Raw genomic sequence first — 17,849 nt, 5'->3', positions numbered from 1 at the left:
ATTGCCGGAGCGTCGTAGAACTATTGGCAACCGCATGTCTATACTTCGACAGGCTCAGTATGACATGCTCTTTTTTGTATCTCCGCATTTCTCGGTGCCATTGCTGTAGCAGTTACGTTTTCCCCCTCTCCACTCGTGGAGAGGGGTTAGGGGGTGAGGCGGCATATATTCTTTTTCTCTGATATATGTTTCAAATCCCGGTTTCAGGGAATACTTATTATAAAACAAATTCAAAAGGAGGCATTTATGGCTAATGAAATCTTCGAAAGTAACACACTCAGTTTTGACGCGGAAATTAAATTGATGAAACTCCTGGGCGCTACAGATGACGTGATCAGCGAATTAATGGATATGAAAGCTCATCGCGAAGGGTAAGAATTTAAAAGTTCTACCCTTTTCTGGTGTCTGCCGCCTTCAAACTCGGTTTTTAACCATAAATCCACTATTATCAAAGCGTTTTCCAAAAGCGTAGTTCTGGCCCCTATGGCCAAAACATTGGCATCGTTATGTTTTCTGGACATAATCGCGGTATAAGCGTCATAGCACATGGCAGCTCGTATTCCTTTTACTTTATTGGCGGCAATGGAAATGCCTATTCCCGTACCGCAGATGACTATTCCTCTATCCGCACTTCCTTTGGCTACTTCCTGAGCTATTTTGTAGCCATAATCAGGATAATCCACAGAATCATTTTTATGCGTGCCGATATCTTTAACCTTAAATTTATAATTTTTCTTGATGTAATCGCCAATAGCTTCTTTCAGAGCAACAGATGAATGATCTCCGCCGATGATTATTTTCATTTTACCCTTCCTTTTCCAGATATTTATCCGCTTCAATAGCGGCGATTGCCCCATCCGCAACTGCAGTTACTACCTGCCGTAATGATTTCTGCCGCACATCTCCGGCCGCGAAAACACCTTCCAGGTTAGTATGCATGTCTTCATCAGTAACAATATAGCCGTTATTATCCAGGGCCAGATCGGGCTTGAACATATCCGTATTGGGAATGTTACCTACATAAATAAAGACTCCCTGAACATTGATTTCTTTAGAACTTCCTGAATTCACGTCTTTCAGGACCAGAGACTCAACCACGGTTTTGCCCTGAATTTTTTCCGGAACATATTCCAGGAGCAGCTCAATCTTGGGATGCTGCCTGACCTTGTCCTGCACAATTTTATCCGCCCTGAATTCCTTGCGCCGATGAATGATAATCACTTTAGAAGCAAATTTGGTAAGGTACAAAGCTTCTTCCAGCGCACTATTGCCACCACCGATAACCGCTACTTTTTTTTCCCGGAAAAAAGCACCGTCACAAACCGCACAATAAGAAACGCCTTTGCCCCGGAATTCTTCTTCACCGGGAATACCTATATGTTTGGGGTCGCGTCCGGTAGCAATAATGACAGCTTTCGCTTCTATCTGCCCATTAAAATTAGTTTGAATTTTTTTCAGGTTTCCGGCCAAATCCGCGGTTTTTACTCCGTCATTCAAAACTTTTGCCCCAAAAGTTGTGGCCTGTTCTTCCATTAAACGGCTAAGTTCATATCCGCTTTTGCCTTCTTTACCTGTGCCCGGATAATTTTCAATCTTTTCTGTGAGCCCTTGCTGACCTCCGACAATAGCCCGTTCCAGAATGAGAACCGAGCGTTTGGCTCTTCCCGCGTAAATCCCGGCTGTAAGGCCTGCGGGGCCTCCGCCAATGACTAAAATATCTGTTTGCATAGCTAGAAGTAATTATAACACAGGCCGTGAAATGACAGAACTGTACTTGTTACAAACTAAAAATAAGCCTTACAAAAAAATTAAGGATAAAACCGAAGATACTATCAAAAACGTTGAAATATAACAAAACGAAAATCAGTACTACGCCGTATCTTTCCAGCGAATAATAGACTGCTTCCATCTTGGGAGAAAGGAAAGGTATTAGTAATCTGGAGCCGTCTAATGGCGGTATGGGTATTAAATTAAAAAAAGCCAGTATGGAGTTGATAAGTATTAACTGGATAAAAAATTCGGCAGCCAGAAAATAATATTTCAAGTGTTCACTTTTTAAAACGTTCATTTTCAGGTCCGGTGTAAGCGTCAAGTAATACTGGAAAATATCATGAGAATAAAAATGAGTTATATAATTGCTGACTGTTTTCAGGCAAACAAACCCCAGAATAATAAACAGGATATTGACCAGAGGGCCTACAAGCGACACAAAAACTATATTGACTTTGGGATTTCTCATTTTGCTGTAATTAATGGGAACAGGTTTGGCCCAGCCAAACAAAAAAGGTGAACGGATAGCCAACAGGATTAGCGGTAGCAGAACAGAACCGATGGGGTCCAGATGTTTAACCGGATTGAGGCTGAGCCTTTTGGCATTTTTGGCAGTATCGTCACCAAAATATAAAGCCGCGTAACCATGTGCCAGTTCATGAAAAATAACCGACACAATCAAAGCAACCACGTTTATTGAATAATACAATAAGATCATAGATTTCAGGCCCTGGGGTGAGCTTTGTCATAAATTTCGTGCAAACGTTTGGTGCTCACCGCGGTATAAATTTCTGTCGTTGATATATTACTATGACCGAGCATTTCCTGTATATACCTTAAATCTACATTATTTTCCAGAAGGTTGGTGGCAAAGGTGTGCCGCAACCTGTGCGGGCTTAATTTCTCTTTGACGGCATGCTGAACTCCCCATTTTTTAAGTATTTCCCAGACTCGCTGACGAGTAAGAGGTTTGCCATTCTTTTTACTGAAATAATATTTTTTGTCCAGATCCGGCCACAGTTTCTGATAATTTTCCAAAAGCCCGATAATCTCCTGGTTCAAGGGTACCATACGTTCTTTGTTGCCTTTACCTCTTACCCGGATATAACCTTCAGGCAAATTTACAGCTCGAATATCCAGTTCTATGACTTCCGATACCCGCAAACCGCAAAAATATAAAAGGCCGAGCATTGCCTTGTCCCTGACGTGCAAAGTGTCAGCTTCTGTTTCCAGAGCTTCTTTTTCTTTTAACAAAGAGGTGATACTTTGTTTACTGAGGGTCTTGGGCAATCTTTTCCTGAACTTGGGAAATTCAATATGCACAGCAATATTCTCGGTTATCAATTTTTCTCTTAACAGATATTTTATAAATGAACTCAGCGCAGCCAGCTTTCTATTCATTGAAGACTTCTGAAATTCCCGTTTTTTGAGTGTTAATAAATACTGATTTATACTGCTGATACCAAGCTCTTTCAATGATGTTGTTTTGGTGTACTTAAAAAATTGTTCCAGGTCTGAACGGTAACTGTTTGAGGTATTGGTTGAATAACCTTTTTCAATAATTAAATACCTGCAAAAAGAGTTCAGCACATCCTCATACATTAATTTTTTTTGACTCCCACGGTGATAAGGTTATTTTTGGTCAGCTGCAAAGAAAACTCTGTATTTTTTGCTATATCTCCGGCCAGAAGCTTGTTGGCAATAAAATCCTCAATCTCTTTTTCAATTATACGGGATAGAGAGCGTGCTCCGTATTCCTTGTAATTACTTTGTTCAATCAGATAATCTTCCACTTTTTTGGAAATTTTAATCTCATAATTCTTTTCTTTCAGCCGGTCTTTGATATTCTGTAGCAGAAGCGAAAAAATCCGGCTCATACTTTCCTTGGTAAGCGGCTTAAACACAATAACGCCGCTCAGTCTGTTAAGAAATTCAATCCTGAAATTTTTCTTGATTTCTGCCTGTACGTTTTGTTTAAAAGACTCATAATTCAATTTTTCATCGTTCGGGGAAAAACCTATACCTTTGCTCTCTGATGACCCAATATTGGTGGTCATTATTATCGTTGTATTGCGAAAATCAACTTTACGGCCCTGACTATCGGTTAGAATTCCGCTGTCTAAAATCTGCAACAATATATTAAATATTTCCGGATGGGCTTTTTCTATTTCATCAAACAGAATAACCGAGTAAGGGTTTCTACGTACTCTTTCGGTGAGCTGACCGGCCTCGTCATAACCTACATAACCGGGGGGCGCACCGATCAGTTTGGAAACATTGAACTTTTCCATATATTCGCTCATATCAAAGCGGATTAGTTTATTTTTATCTCCCATCAGGTACTCGGTAAGCACTTTAGCTGTTTCAGTTTTACCTACACCTGTGGGACCGGCGAAAATAAAGGCGCCGATAGGTTTTTCAGGGTCCTTGAGCCCGGACCTGGCCCTTTTCAGAACGCGAGAAATTTCATGGATAACTTCTTCCTGTCCGACAATACGGGCTTTGAGGTGGTCTTCCATGTTCACAAACCTGGCTAATTCGTTTTCGGTCAGAGAAGTTATAGGAATTTTGGTCCAGTCCGATACTACGCTGGCGATATCGTTTCTGGTGACCTTTATAATATTTGTCCCCCTGCTGGCTGTCCATTTTTCCTTTTCTTCCAGAATATGTTTATCCAGCCATTCAATCTGTTCCCGATAGGCTGCGGCCTTAACATATTCCTGATTTTTTACAGCAGCTACTTCTTCTTTTTTAACAGATAACAATTCTTTTTGAGCATGCTTTATTTCATCCGGAAGCGAAATGGACTCCAGACGCACCATTGCCGCCGCCTCATCAATGAGGTCAATAGCTTTGTCGGGCAAAAAACGGTCAGTAATATATCGGGATGAAAGCTCTACAGAATAATTAATCACATCATCATCTATATTTACACAATGGTAAGCCTCATATTTGTCTCTGAGCCCCTGAAGAATACGAATTGTCTCATCTTTACCGGGCTCGGCCACGTCTACCTTCTGGAAACGTCTTTCCAGGGCAGCGTCTTTTTCTATATGCTTGCGGTATTCATCAATGGTTGTGGCGCCTATACACTGCAACTCGCCACGAGCCAGCGCAGGCTTGAGAATGTTGGCCGCGTCCATAGCGTTATCTCCTACAGAACCGGCGCCGATAATAGTATGCAGTTCATCGATAAATAATACTATATTACTTTTTTTATTACTGGCTTCATCGATGAGCTTCTTCAGACGGTCCTCAAAATCGCCACGAAAACGTGTCCCGGCTATAATAGATGACAGTTGTAAATCAATAACCCGTTTATTTTTGAGATTTTCCGGCACTTCGCCATTCACTATGGCTTGCGCAAGACCTTCCACCACGGCTGTTTTCCCAACCCCCGGATCGCCGATAAGAACAGGGTTATTCTTGGTACGACGCGACAGGATACGAATAATTCTTTTAATCTCTGCTTCGCGTCCGATAACCGGGTCCAGTTTATTTTCTGCGGCCAATCTGGACAAATCGCGTCCGAACTGGGCGAAAATATCTTTCATTTCCGCAGTTTTTTCCTGGGAGTCAAAAAGCAAATCACCGAACATCTGATAAACATCATCTTCTTTTTCTTCTTTTTTTGTGGTGCTGGAAAAAATATTCAGCACCTGCTCCAGATGGATGCCTTTTTTATTAAGAAAGATGCTGGCTATGCCTTCGGATTCCCTGAGCAGCCCGATTAGAATATGCTCAGGACCTACATATTTGCTTTTAAATTCCTTGGCGCCGGAATGTGCCAATTCCAGGACCTTTTTAGCTCGCGGGCTCAGGTTTATTTCCTTGTTCAAATCACCTACCGCGTCTCCCCTGCCTATAGAATTTTCCAACTCGGAAAAAAACTCAACTATGTTCAGGCCCTGGTCCTGCAACATCTTGTACACCACACCCTCTTCCTTGATAAGGCCAAGCAGCAAATGCCCTGTATCAATCAGAGGATGGCCCAGTCTTCTACATTCCTCCTGCGCAAGATACATAACCTTTTTAGCGTGTTCGCTAAACATTTCATATATTCTGTCAAATGATGGCTGACTAAATTGCTTGAGCAGAGAATCAATAATAGGTGGCAGGTTCTGTTTGGCAAAAGAATCCAGCATTTGCGGGGGAAAAAAAACCAGGTTCTTTTCTCTGGCACATTGCTCGCAGACAAACATGGACTTGTTGACATTATTCACCGAAGTGGAAATATTTATTGTGGCAGGACGTTTATTACAAATTTGGCAAATCATGGATCTAATTATAGCATATTTTGTTTCATATTTTTTATGGCCTGAGGCAAGCCTAGCAGAACCGCGCTGGAAATAATACTATGACCTATATTAAGTTCTTCAATCCCTTTAATCGCGGCAACCGCGGCTGTATTTTCATAATTCAGTCCATGGCCTGCATGCACTGCCAGACCTATACTTTGAGCATAAGCTACAGCTTCTTGTAATTTTTCCAGTTCCTTTTGCTGTTTCAGCCCGGAACTTTCCGCATATCGGCCTGTGTGCAATTCAATTGAGGGAGCGCCGCTATCTTTGGAAGCCTTTATCTGCTTTTTCTGCGCCTCAATAAACAGGCTCACGATTATCCCGGCCTTCTGGAACCTGCTGTTAATTTTTTTTATTTTCTCAAAATTTTTTACCACATCCAAGCCACCTTCGGTAGTCAGCTCCTGCCTTTTCTCCGGCACTAACGTCACTTTATGGGGTTTAACTTTTAAAGCAATGTCCACAATTTCGGGTACAGGGGCCATTTCCAGATTCAGGGGAACGGATATAGCTTGCTTAATCCTCAGGACATCATTATCCTGAATGTGCCGACGGTCTTCTCTTAAATGAATTGTTATCAGATCAGCGCCCGCTTTTTGCGCGATAAGCGCAGCTTCCAGCGGATCAGGCTCAAAGCCTTTTCTGGCCTGTCTCAGAGTAGCAACATGATCTATATTAAGTCCGAGAATTACTTTGGGCATAGCTCAAAAATTCCTTAATTCTTTTGCAGGTAATATCCTTACCGAGAACATGTAGAAGCTTGAAAAGGGCCGGGCCTTTAGGTTGCGCGGTAACAGCATAGCGTAACCCATGAAAAAGCTGGCCTTTACTGATTTTTCGCTCCTTTACAAAATCATTGGTTATTTGAGTTAACTCTTCGATAGTGAAAGAACTTTTTGCCAGCAGGTCCATATAGTCACTGAGTATTTCCAGGACACCCACATCATGCTGTTCATTCTGATAACTGATGTTTTCTTCAAAATAAACAGCTATCTGTTCGTTAATGTCAGTCAGCAGACTCAGTTTTTCCTTCACAGAATCGACGATAGATAACCACTGCTCATTATTATATTTATCTATTTTATATTTTATAAAAGGTTTAAGCTCCGCAAACAACCGGTCATTTGCCAAAGCCCGGATATACTGTCCGTTCATCCAAATTAACTTTTCCAGATTAAAAATGGAATTACTCTTACTCACCCTTTCCAGGGTGTAACCGGAATATAATTCTTCTCTGGAAAGAATTTCCTTATCCGAAGGATGCGACCACCCCAATACGGACAAAAAATTGAACACAGCTTCAGCTAAAAACCCTTCATTTTTAAATTCACTTACAGATTTAGCGCCATGACGTTTGCTGAGCTTGGCCCTGTCCGGCCCAAGGATTATTGATAAATGAGCATACTCAGGTTCCTTATGACCTAACGCCTGATAGAGCTGAATTTGTTTAGGAGTATTGCTGATATGGTCTTCTCCCCTGACAATATGTGTAATCTGCATTTCCAGATCATCGATAACCACAGCGAAATTATATGTAGGCATGCCTCCGGACCTCAGTATGACCATGTCTCCCTGTAAAGCCATATCAAAACTGATATCGCCTCTAACCAGATCATGAAAGGTAAGAACTTCTTCCGGAACTTTAAAACGAACTACATAGGGCTTGTGTTGCGCCAGTTTGGTTATTACCTCCTGCTCAGACAAATTTCGGCAATGACCGCTGTATTTCATAACCTGGTGCTGTTCTTCGTTATCATCTTTATCCTGTTCCTTCTGCTGTTCACAGAAACAATAGTAAGCCTTCCCCTCCCTTACCAGTTCGTCCGCATACTTTTTGTATATACCTTGCTGCCAACGTTCTTTTTGATAATAAGGGCCATAATCTCCGCCCACTAACGGGCCTTCATCCCACTCTATACCCAGCCATTTAAGCCCGGCCAAAATATCTTCTTCATATTCCTTTTTTGACCTTTGCAGGTCTGTGTCTTCTATTCTCAGAATAAACTTTCCTTTTTTATATTTGGCAAATAAAAAATTAAAAAGAGCTGTACGGGCGCTGCCGATATGCAGATTTCCCGTGGGGCTTGGCGCAAACCTGACTCTAACCTGTTTATTCATAAAAGTTGTGTCCTTATCACCGGAACAGCCTGATTATCAAATCCTAAAGCACTTATTGCCCTGGCATTCAATCCCAGGCTGTTTTCTAAACCCAGATTATCATTTTTTACAATTTGCACCACTATACTCCAGTCTTTGGAGGGATTCAAGACCCTTAATTTTGTGCCCAAAGGCAATGAGGGATGGACAGCAGGAAAAAATTTGCTGTCTTTGGGCATATTAATATTTATCTCTTTGATCTGAGTTATCTGACGGATATTAAAACTCCTTTGCGGTAATATTATTTGGGCCGGCCTGTCGCTTGTTTTAATTGATTCTACAAACTTCCGGAGTTTATCCAGACTATTTCCGCGGGCATCATTTAAAAGCTTGTCCTGTTCATTAAAGCTTAAAAGTTTCTGATCACTCCAGAGAATAATATACTGATTTGCCTGGATTTTTCTTACCGTAATATCTTTTTCGTCATAATTTAACTGATCAAACTGCATAAGCCTGGCTATAAACGAATAAGCTTTCTTCAAAGATACCACATCAGCCCCCATCAGGGATAAAACCTCTTTATTATTTAAATAAATTGTAGTGATGTCATCCTGGTTCTGTCTGTTCTTGATTACTTCATAATCAAAGGCAAAACAGAATGAAATGATAAGTAAAAGTATTAGTATGCGCCGCGCCATGTGATCACATATAGCATAGTCCTGATTAAAATTTTTATGTCAAAGCTCAGAGACCAGTTATTGATGTAATACAAATCATACATCAATTTCTCATCTGTTCTGGTGGAAAGCGCGGCCCTACCGTTTACCTGAGCCCAGCCGGCCAGTCCCGGCAGTACTTTATGGCGTTTGTCATAGTCCGGTATCTCCTTTTTGAACTGGTCAACGAAGAAAGGTCTTTCCGGTCTGGGCCCAACAAGACTCATTTCACCTTTTAAAATATTCCAGAACTGCGGCAATTCATCCAGAGATGTGCGGCGAATAAATTTCCCTAACTTTGTGGAGCGGTCAATATGGTCGGTTGTCTGTATTATCGGCCCTGTTTCTTTTTCAGTTCCTTCGGGCATGGAACGAAATTTGTACATAATAAAAATTTTATCATTTTTACCGACTCTTTCCTGTTTATAAATAACCCGACCCTTGTTTTCCAGTTTCAACAAGATGCTGATAAGCAGAAAAAGCGGACTGGATATAACCAAAAAAAGTGCAGACAAAACAACGTCCAATATGCGTTTTTCAACAGATTGACTCGGTTTCAAGGCGTTTGACTTTACAGAAAATAACGGAATACCGATATCATCGGTTGTTTCTATTTTATTGGATACCACATCATAAAAAGAAGGAATTATCCTGATACTCAAACCTTTATCGATGAGAGGATCAATTATATCCGACACTTCTTTGCGGCTCAAACCTGTGCTGGCAATAAAAACATCACTTATCTGCCGTTTTTCAATAATTTCCCAGAGTTGCTCATATGAACCCTGATGAACAAAGGTTTTTTCTACGGAGTATAAAAGCTTTTTTGGTTTCTCACCGATTGCTCCTATAACTTCATAATGATGTTTTTTGTCCAAAACCAGTCTTTCATATAATGACTGAGCTGTTTCATCAGTTCCGATTATTAATACTTTTTTTAAAGTATCTTTTTTTATAAAGACATGATGAAACATATAAAACAAGATACTGTGCGCGGCTGTCATGAAAACAATATTTATGAACAAGGCGTAGAACAAAACAAAACGAGACTTGGGGAAGTAACTGATAATGACCATACTGGCTAAAACAAAAAATGTTGCCATAAAACCGGCTTTGGATATTTTTAAAAATTCTTCAATACCGGCCAGAATGCCACTTCTTTCTTCATAAACTTTAAAAAATACCAGTGAGATTATCCAGATAATACTGATAATATATAAAGACTGTAAATAAGGTTCTAGCTGGGCATGAGGATAATAATTACCCCAGTGAATAATAAAAAAAGAGGTAAATTTTAATTTAAATTTTATAATATAAGCAATTATGTAGGAAAGATTGATAATGATCAGATCGATGACTATTCCGAAAGAAATATTAAGCATCTCGGTTAATTGGGTTTGAAACGGCTGGAAACAGCTATAATCCTGCCTAAATCCATCCGGGCTTTTTCGTCACCTGGGTTGACGCTCAGATATTTTCTTAAATTCTCTATGCTGCTGTTGAAAAGACCCACATTGTAGTAAAGGTAACCCAAATATTTATAAATATCGTTCAGTTCCGGGTCAAAGGTTATTGCCTGTTTATAAGCGTAAATAGCCATTTCCAGCTGACCAGCCTGATGATATGAGACACCTAGTCCTCTCCAGATTTTTGGATCGTCAGGTCTGGCTTCAGCGGCCCATTTAAAAAATTCAATGGCTTTGGGAAAATTTTTCTGGCTCAAATAAATTTCTGCCAATTTTGCCCGGTAGTTATTAAAATTTCCGCCTTTAACCCATTCGCCGTACCGTTTGTTCTCGGCATCATAATTTGCTCTGTCGGCAGCAGCCATGCCTTCAAAATTCCTAATGGCGCTTTCTACATTGTTGCGCATTAAATCTATTTCTGCCATATTGTAATAAGCCTCAACGAACCAGTCATCAAGCTTGACACATTTCTGATAAAGTTTATAGGCCTCATCAATCTTACCGGAACGGTGATAATAATAAGCCAGAGACATTTGAAACAAGGGGTTCTTTGTATCAATATTAGCAGCCTTTTTATAAGCTTCACCAGCCTCTTCAAAAAACTTTTTTCTTTCCTCAACAGTCTGGCTTAAATTGAACAGAGCCAGATCAATAGAGGCTAACCCGTTGTAGTACCAAGGATTCGTCGGATTTATCCTGAGCATATAATTATACATACTTTTTGCCTTATTTAACCAGGCTACTTTTTCCGGTAAAGGGTCGACAATCCTGGACATTTCTTCGTAATTCTTGACCTGGGTTATAAGATAATAAGTTTCCCAGGGTGCGTATTTAAAGGCCTTATCCAAATATCCGATCGATTCCGGAAATTTTCTATAAGTATTGGCGACAAAGCCTGCACGGTAATTATATTCCGCAAGCCAGGGAAGAAGACTCTGCCATAATCCCACACAACCTAAAAACAAAAGGACGGTTAAAATAATATACCGTGTATCTTTAGCCAAAACCTTGTTATTCATTTTTATTACCCAAATTATAATAACCTATGGCCAGTCCAAGGCCCATTAACATGTAATTTAAAGAAGCGGTGGCAACCACTCCGAAATTAAACAACACCTGGCCCTGATAAAAAATAAATCCGGTCAATGTGCTTAATATTAAATAATATGAGGGATTTTTCAAATTTTTATATAGATAACTGACAATCAAAAATAAATAAACCCCTATAAAAACTATGTAACGCAAAATTAAGCCCGTTACGCCTGTGGTGGCCAGAGTATTGACATATTCGTTATGCAAACGGTCAGGAGTAAGATTATGGCCTCCTTCCAGCCTGGCGTATTCAACCCTACGATAAAAAGGATACATTTCCTTAACCGTATCCGGGCCGGTACCGAATAGAGGATTCTTCAAACCCCAGACAATACCGCTTTTCCACATGCTCATACGCGCTGACTTGCCGGAGATGGCTTCTGTTTTATACGAATTGATTTTGTTTGTGGCAGTATCTATAACGTGACTGGTATTACCTTTTTTGGCTTCCAGAATTTTCTGAAACAAAGAATGCTGGGGAACAAGAATTATCAGACAAATAATAATTATTACTCCACCACCCACAATTACAGCCGATTTATCTTTTATCAAGGAATAAAACAGGGTCAAAATGTAGCCTGAGCAGAGAAAAAACAGATAAATAAGGAAATCCGTTACTGTCGGCGCTATCAGAATGAACCCAAAGCTGAATAATACGACCATAACCAGTCTGTTCTGTAAAAAAATGCTTTCTTTTTTGTGGACTTTGATATGAATAAAAAAGAGGATTGCCAAACATAACATATAATATAGAAAATATATAAAACTTATGGATATTTGCTGTATTTGATAAGCTAAAATGATGATTATTATACGTTCTACAAAGTTCAGTGGTGATTTCTTACAGATTTTGACTATCCAATAATAATAGAATGCAAAAACTGCGAAGACAGCTGGCAGTATAATAATTGGCATTACTTTATAAACTTTGAACAAAACAACCACATAAGTAACGGCAACTATCAGAATGGTAAAAATAAAATCCATAAAAAAACTTTTTTTATCGCTGGAATCAAACAGTTTGGTAATAAACAGCAGGAAGAATGTTAGTGCTCCCTGAAAACCCAGCCATGTTCCCCTGCCCCAGGATAAAAACATAGCGTAATAAATAACAATGGTCAGAACAAATGAGACATAATATAAAATATGATAAAGGATGGGTTTCATTTTATCCTGGAAATGTTTGACTTGCAGCATATAACCGAAAGCCAAGGTGATCATCATGCCGATATAAGGCCCATAATGTACAGGATTATTTATGCTGCCGAAAGCTCTGGCTGTGGCATCCGCGGACCATTGCATGAAGTCCATGCCGGCACTTTGGAAAATACCATATATGGCGCTCATGGAAGCTGAAATAATAAAAGAGAAAAAAATCCAGTAAAATAATCTTATAGAATCTACCATTTTGGCAAAAATCAGGACCAGAAACGCATAATTGATTACTGTCATTATGCCTTCCCAGCGATCATAAGCACCTATAATGGATACATAGATATTTCTACTGACCAGGGTGGATATAAAGTTAAGTATAAGCCATAAAACGATAGGAATTTCCAGCCCTGTTTTGTACCAGCGCAACCCCAAAAAATTGTAATAGGGTTTACCTTTATGCGCTTCATCCTCTTCTTTTTGTTCATAATCTACAAGCAAAGCCTTGGTTACCCAGAGCATACCGATAAGAATAGTCGTAAACCTGAGCAAGAGCAGTTTATTTACTTCAAAAACGCTTCTGGTAACCGATGTAAAAAAAATAGGAATGCCGAAAATCAGCACCAGCAGCAAGCCGTTTATGGCTCGCTTCAAAGGTGGAACCTTTGTTTCCACAAGGTAATAAAAACAAAACAATGCGGAAACAATTATTATTTCAAGAAGGAACAAATTATCTCGAACAAACTGGATAAAAGTCATGTCGGTTGTTATTATAAAATAAAAAAAGCCCGCTGTCAGTAGCGGGCTTTTTTTATTTTTCTCCTCTAACTAATTACATCATTCCGCCCATGCCGCCACCCATTCCAGGGTTCATACCGGCACCAGCAGACGCTTTTTCTTCTTCAGGTTCTTCAGCTATTAATACTGAAGTTGTAAGAAGCATAGAAGCGATACTGGCTGCATTCTGCAAAGAAGAACGAACTACCTTAACAGGATCAACAATACCTGTTTTAAACAGATCTTCATATTTAAGTGTCAAAGCGTTAAATCCTTCATTGTCTTTAAGCTCTTTGACTTTTTCAACAACAACAGCTCCTTCCAGACCTGCGTTTGAAGCAATTGTATTTAACGGAGCTTCCAGAGCTTTTTTTACAATGAGCACTCCGGCCATTTCATCAGGATTGGTTACATCCTTTTCCATTTTTTCGATAGCTTTTATGGCGCGGATTAATGTTACTCCTCCGCCTGAAACAATGCCTTCTTCTACAGCCGCTCTGGTCGCGGATAATGCATCTTCAATGCGGTGTTTCTTTTCTTTAAGCTCGGTCTCGGTCGCAGCTCCGGCTTTTACCACGGCTACTCCGCCGGATAATTTGGCCAATCTTTCCTGTAATTTTTCCTTATCGTAAGAAGAATCGGACAATTCCAGTTCTTTTTTAATCTGGCCGATACGCGCATCAATATCTTCCTGAGTCCCTGCGCCTTCAACTATAGTAGTCAACTCCTTGCTTACTTTAGCTTTTTTAGCTTTGCCCAGCATTTCAATATCGATATTTTCCAGTGTAGAACCGGTTTCCTCGGAAATTACCGTTCCACCTGTAAGTATAGCGATATCCTGCAGCATGGCTTTTCTTCTGTCTCCGAAACCAGGTGCTTTTACAGCGACTACATTCAGCGTGCCTCTCAGTTTATTGACAACCAGAGTCGCCAGCGCTTCACCTTCCAGATCTTCGGCTATAATTAACAACGGTCTGCCTACGTTTACAATTTTCTCTAAAATTGGCAGTAAATCTTTTATTGAAGATATTTTTTTGTCAGTTAAAAGAATATAAGGATCATCAAGAATCGCTTCCATTCTTTCACTGTCATTAATCATATAAGGAGATACATAACCTTTATCAAACTGCATACCTTCAACCACATCAAGAGATGTTTCTATCCCTTTTGATTCTTCAACAGTAATAACACCATCCTTACCAACTTTATCCATAGCTTCTGCTATGAGATTACCGATTTCGAAATCATTGTTAGCGGATATAGCGGCTACCTGAGAAATAGCTTCCTTCTTTTCCACTTTTTTGCTTCTGCCGGCAATATCTTTAATTGCGGCTTCCACAGCTTTATCAATACCTTTTTTCAAAGAAGCCGGGTTCATTCCACGGTTTACCATTTTCAGGCCTTCTTTAAATATTTCATAACCAAGAACCGTAGCTGTTGTTGTACCGTCACCGGCAACATCGTTGGTTTTAGAAGCTATTTCTTTAACCAATTGCGCGCCCATGTTTTCAAACGGTTCTTTCAGTTCGATTTCTTTGGCAACGGTTACACCGTCTTTAGTAATTGTAGGGGAACCCCATTTTTTTTCTATGACAACGTTATGTCCTCTGGGGCCCAGAGTTACTTTAACGGCATCATATACGGCCTTAGCGCCGGTATTGAGATTCTTCCAAGCGTCTTCGTTATAAGATAATAATTTGCCACCCATATTTTAACCTCCTTAATTTATTTTTTCGCTAAAATATCGCTTTCCGAAATAATTAAATACTCTTCATCATTAATTTTAATTTTTGTTCCGGAATAACTTGTATATACAACAACATCACCCTTTTTAACATCCAAAGGGATTACCTTACCGTCATCGGTCTTTTTACCGGGACCTGCTGCTACTATTTCTCCCTCGTTCGGCTTATCTTTAGCAGAATCAGGGAGCACTATTCCACTTTTCGTTTTTTCTTCTCCTTTGCTAGGTTTTACTATAACTTTGTCACCTAGTGGTTTCAACATAATCTTACCTCCTTTTTTTATTAGCACTCTACGTGCCCGACTGCTAAGCATACATAATATAATATAAGCAAAAAAAAAGCGCAAGTATTTTTTATCATTACTTTTTGATAGTTATTGGACAATTCCCGAATCTTAACTAGAATATATAGAATATGAACGTACAGGGTTCAGAAGAGTTTTACTACATAATTGTTCATCAAAAAACAGATTCCATGCTTTATCTGGGACATCTCGATTACATAAACCTTTGGGAAAGACTGCTACGTATTGCTGATTTGCCTCTGGCTTATAATCTGAAAACTCAAAGGAATATGAAAATAAATTTTATTCAACCACTCGGGTTAGGTGTGGAAGGAGTGCATGAGCTAATCCATATCACACTTGAAAAAAATGTTCCCGCCCACATAATATCGGAAAAACTACAAACTATTTGCCCCAGAGGTATTATTATCAAAAAAATAGTTTCTACCAAATATCCGGCAAAGTGGTATAACAAACATAAATACGCCATTGAGTATATGGTTCAATTTAATAATAATAAATCTTTGAATAAAGCCATTCCCATGCTGGAAAAAATCCCGGAAATAATAAAATATGGCTGCCTGAACCAAACTCAGTTATATCTGAAAGTGAAAAATACCGCAGACAAACAAATAAATATGAAAGAATTATTCTCACAGCTACTTAAAGTTGATATAATAAAAATGAAGAGGGTAAGACTTTTATATACGGTAAAACAACCCAATGCATAATCTCTCTATATTAATTTTTGCAGGCATAGTTTTTGTTTTTGTTCTCTATCAGCTTTCTCTTATCCTTGCTTCCAGAAACCTGGTCAAATTCCTTAACGAAATAATCACCGGCAACACACTGGCCCGTTTTTCCGGAAAAGGCAAAAACATATTTTCACGCGTGGGCGAAAAAACCAATGAAGTACTGTCTATCCTTTCGGCGGAAACAGAGTTAACCGTTAATAAACTGCAAGATAAAAATATTCTTATGTACCAATATATAAAATTCTTTCTTACTATTCCTACTATTTATTCATTTGAGGAGATAATGAAGCTTGCCCTGGAATATTCATTCAGGATATTTAGAGTAGAAATTGTCCAGATCATCACCAAACAGGACAATGGACATATTGCAACAATTTATCAGTCAATAAGCAAAAAATTCCCGCGTTTCTTCTCCAGACCTTTAGGAGCTGATATAAATCTGGAGCGCTGGGATAAAGGTTTAACTAAAAACTATTTTCTGCCGGAAGAACGTGAATTGATTTTTACTGATGATATCTCCATTACATATAATCTGCTGCAAATCCCTATTACCGTTGATAACAAAGTAACTGCCATCATTCAAATCATTAATAAAAGTAACCGGAACGACTTTGATGAGTACGACCAGGAAGTCGGCAAAACCATTTCCATGGCTGTTGCCAATCAACTGAAAATTATATCGATTATCGAAGAAGAAAAAGTGGCTTCAGAAAGATTGAGTTCCATTATTAATAACATTTCCGACGGAATAATAATTACCGACACCAATCAAAAAATCATTATGGAAAATCCTGCGGCCAGAGATTTATTTTCTTTAAATCCTATAAAAAAAGATATACTTATCAATGAACTGCTAAAATCTCCATCCAATCCCAACATAAATATGGTCTTATTCAAGCCAGAACGTGTTGTGCTCCTTGGCAAAATTTCCGAGATATTCAATCATAAAGGAGATATCGATAAATATATTATATCCTTCAGAAATATTACTGAAACCAAACAAAAGGAGAGAGAAAAATCCGAGATATTGTTCCTTACGGCCACAAAAATGTACACACCGTTGCTAAGTATCAAAAAAACCAAAGAATTGTTTAAATTTTCCAATGAACCTGAGATTGAAGAACAATTGTCCAACAATATAAATCTTGTCTTTAACCTGATGAACAAACTGATATTCTATACTGAAATAGAATCAGGCCCCATGCGGCTTGCCAAAAAGCCCTGTAACATAAACTATATAGTGGAAAAAGTTATAGATTCTATGGGGGCAGTTTTCAACAAGAACCAGTTCAAAATGAATATGGTACTTGATAAACAAATCGAAAAGAATATGCTGGACCCGGACAGAATGGAACAATCCATTAATACCATACTCAGTTTTATTGTCAAAATCGCCGGAGGCAATCTGTTATTCAAAACTGTGGATATAAAAACATCTCTTCTTACAGAGGAAAAAAATCTGCTTGTTCAGATTATACATTACAACTATTTATTTGATAGCATGGAACTATTGGAACTAACCAAAAAAAGCGTTCAATTGGAAAAATTCATGCAAAGCGACCAGAAACTGGAAGACCTTAATCTGGAATTTGCCTTTGTTAACCACATCGCCAAATCGCATGGCGGGACATTTTCTATTGAATCAAATAATAAAGGGACCTTTTATAATATGAACCTGCCTGTGGAATAAACGGA

The 17,849-nt window shown here is 39.1% G+C and carries 16 protein-coding genes; 3 read left to right on the top strand and 13 right to left on the bottom strand.

The features are described 5' to 3' along the window. Nucleotides 1–246 precede the first annotated feature (246 nt). Complete coding sequence (locus PHV30_03080) at nucleotides 247–375, top strand: hypothetical protein (protein MDD5455998.1); 129 nt, start codon at nucleotides 247–249, stop codon at nucleotides 373–375. Here PHV30_03080 and rpiB read toward each other — a convergent pair. The 13 genes from rpiB to groES form a co-directional block, all read right to left on the bottom strand. Then, the gene (gene rpiB, locus PHV30_03075; GenBank protein ID MDD5455997.1) at nucleotides 360–803 is read right to left on the bottom strand and encodes a ribose 5-phosphate isomerase B; all 444 of its coding nucleotides are present in this window, start codon (nucleotides 801–803) and stop codon (nucleotides 360–362) included. The two genes, PHV30_03080 and rpiB, sit on opposite strands and share 16 nt — an antisense overlap. A 1-nt stretch (nucleotide 804) precedes the next feature. Next, nucleotides 805–1,728 carry a thioredoxin-disulfide reductase gene (gene trxB, locus PHV30_03070; protein MDD5455996.1) on the bottom strand — a complete coding sequence of 308 codons (924 nt, stop codon included), beginning with the start codon at nucleotides 1,726–1,728 and terminating at the stop codon, nucleotides 805–807. A gap of 49 nt (nucleotides 1,729–1,777) precedes the next feature. Further along, a complete protein-coding gene (locus tag PHV30_03065; GenBank protein MDD5455995.1) occupies nucleotides 1,778–2,488 on the bottom strand; it encodes a site-2 protease family protein in 711 nt (236 codons plus the stop codon). A gap of 5 nt (nucleotides 2,489–2,493) precedes the next feature. Further along, complete coding sequence (locus PHV30_03060; protein ID MDD5455994.1) at nucleotides 2,494–3,372, bottom strand: tyrosine recombinase; 879 nt, start codon at nucleotides 3,370–3,372, stop codon at nucleotides 2,494–2,496. Further along, entirely contained in the window at nucleotides 3,372–6,047 is a 2,676-nt protein-coding gene (locus tag PHV30_03055) for an AAA family ATPase (protein MDD5455993.1), read from the bottom strand. Before PHV30_03055 ends, PHV30_03060 begins: the two co-directional genes overlap by 1 nt. Nucleotides 6,048–6,055: 8 nt before the next feature. Beyond that, entirely contained in the window at nucleotides 6,056–6,772 is a 717-nt protein-coding gene (locus PHV30_03050; GenBank protein ID MDD5455992.1) for a pyridoxine 5'-phosphate synthase, read from the bottom strand. Beyond that, nucleotides 6,747–8,189, bottom strand: a complete 1,443-nt coding sequence (gltX, locus tag PHV30_03045) for a glutamate--tRNA ligase (protein MDD5455991.1) — start codon at nucleotides 8,187–8,189, stop codon at nucleotides 6,747–6,749. Before gltX ends, PHV30_03050 begins: the two co-directional genes overlap by 26 nt. Beyond that, complete coding sequence (locus tag PHV30_03040) at nucleotides 8,186–8,866, bottom strand: hypothetical protein (protein ID MDD5455990.1); 681 nt, start codon at nucleotides 8,864–8,866, stop codon at nucleotides 8,186–8,188. Before PHV30_03040 ends, gltX begins: the two co-directional genes overlap by 4 nt. Continuing rightward, nucleotides 8,848–10,266: a sugar transferase gene (locus tag PHV30_03035; GenBank protein ID MDD5455989.1), complete on the bottom strand. Its 1,419-nt coding sequence runs from the start codon at nucleotides 10,264–10,266 to the stop codon at nucleotides 8,848–8,850. The genes PHV30_03040 and PHV30_03035 overlap by 19 nt, the downstream gene beginning before the upstream one ends. Nucleotides 10,267–10,271: 5 nt before the next feature. Continuing rightward, nucleotides 10,272–11,369 carry a tetratricopeptide repeat protein gene (locus tag PHV30_03030; protein ID MDD5455988.1) on the bottom strand — a complete coding sequence of 366 codons (1,098 nt, stop codon included), beginning with the start codon at nucleotides 11,367–11,369 and terminating at the stop codon, nucleotides 10,272–10,274. After that, complete coding sequence (locus PHV30_03025) at nucleotides 11,362–13,248, bottom strand: O-antigen ligase family protein (protein MDD5455987.1); 1,887 nt, start codon at nucleotides 13,246–13,248, stop codon at nucleotides 11,362–11,364. The genes PHV30_03030 and PHV30_03025 overlap by 8 nt, the downstream gene beginning before the upstream one ends. Before the next feature lie 178 nt (nucleotides 13,249–13,426). Further along, nucleotides 13,427–15,079, bottom strand: a complete 1,653-nt coding sequence (gene groL / locus PHV30_03020) for a chaperonin GroEL (protein ID MDD5455986.1) — start codon at nucleotides 15,077–15,079, stop codon at nucleotides 13,427–13,429. 17 nt (nucleotides 15,080–15,096) lie between these two features. After that, nucleotides 15,097–15,378 (bottom strand): co-chaperone GroES, encoded by a 282-nt coding sequence (gene groES, locus PHV30_03015; protein MDD5455985.1) that lies wholly within the window; start codon nucleotides 15,376–15,378, stop codon nucleotides 15,097–15,099. 152 nt (nucleotides 15,379–15,530) lie between these two features. Here groES and PHV30_03010 point away from each other — a divergent pair, with 152 nt between their 5' ends. Both PHV30_03010 and PHV30_03005 read left to right on the top strand, forming a co-directional pair. Continuing rightward, complete coding sequence (locus PHV30_03010) at nucleotides 15,531–16,130, top strand: TIGR03936 family radical SAM-associated protein (protein MDD5455984.1); 600 nt, start codon at nucleotides 15,531–15,533, stop codon at nucleotides 16,128–16,130. Beyond that, entirely contained in the window at nucleotides 16,123–17,844 is a 1,722-nt protein-coding gene (locus PHV30_03005; protein ID MDD5455983.1) for a PAS domain-containing protein, read from the top strand. The genes PHV30_03010 and PHV30_03005 overlap by 8 nt, the downstream gene beginning before the upstream one ends. Nucleotides 17,845–17,849 lie beyond the last annotated feature (5 nt).

The organism is Candidatus Margulisiibacteriota bacterium (assembly GCA_028715625.1).
GTDB lineage: Bacteria > Margulisbacteria > Riflemargulisbacteria > GWF2-35-9 > GWF2-35-9 > JAQURL01.
Note: the sequence above shows the minus strand (reverse complement) of the source record. Positions and strands in the feature narration are given on the sequence as shown.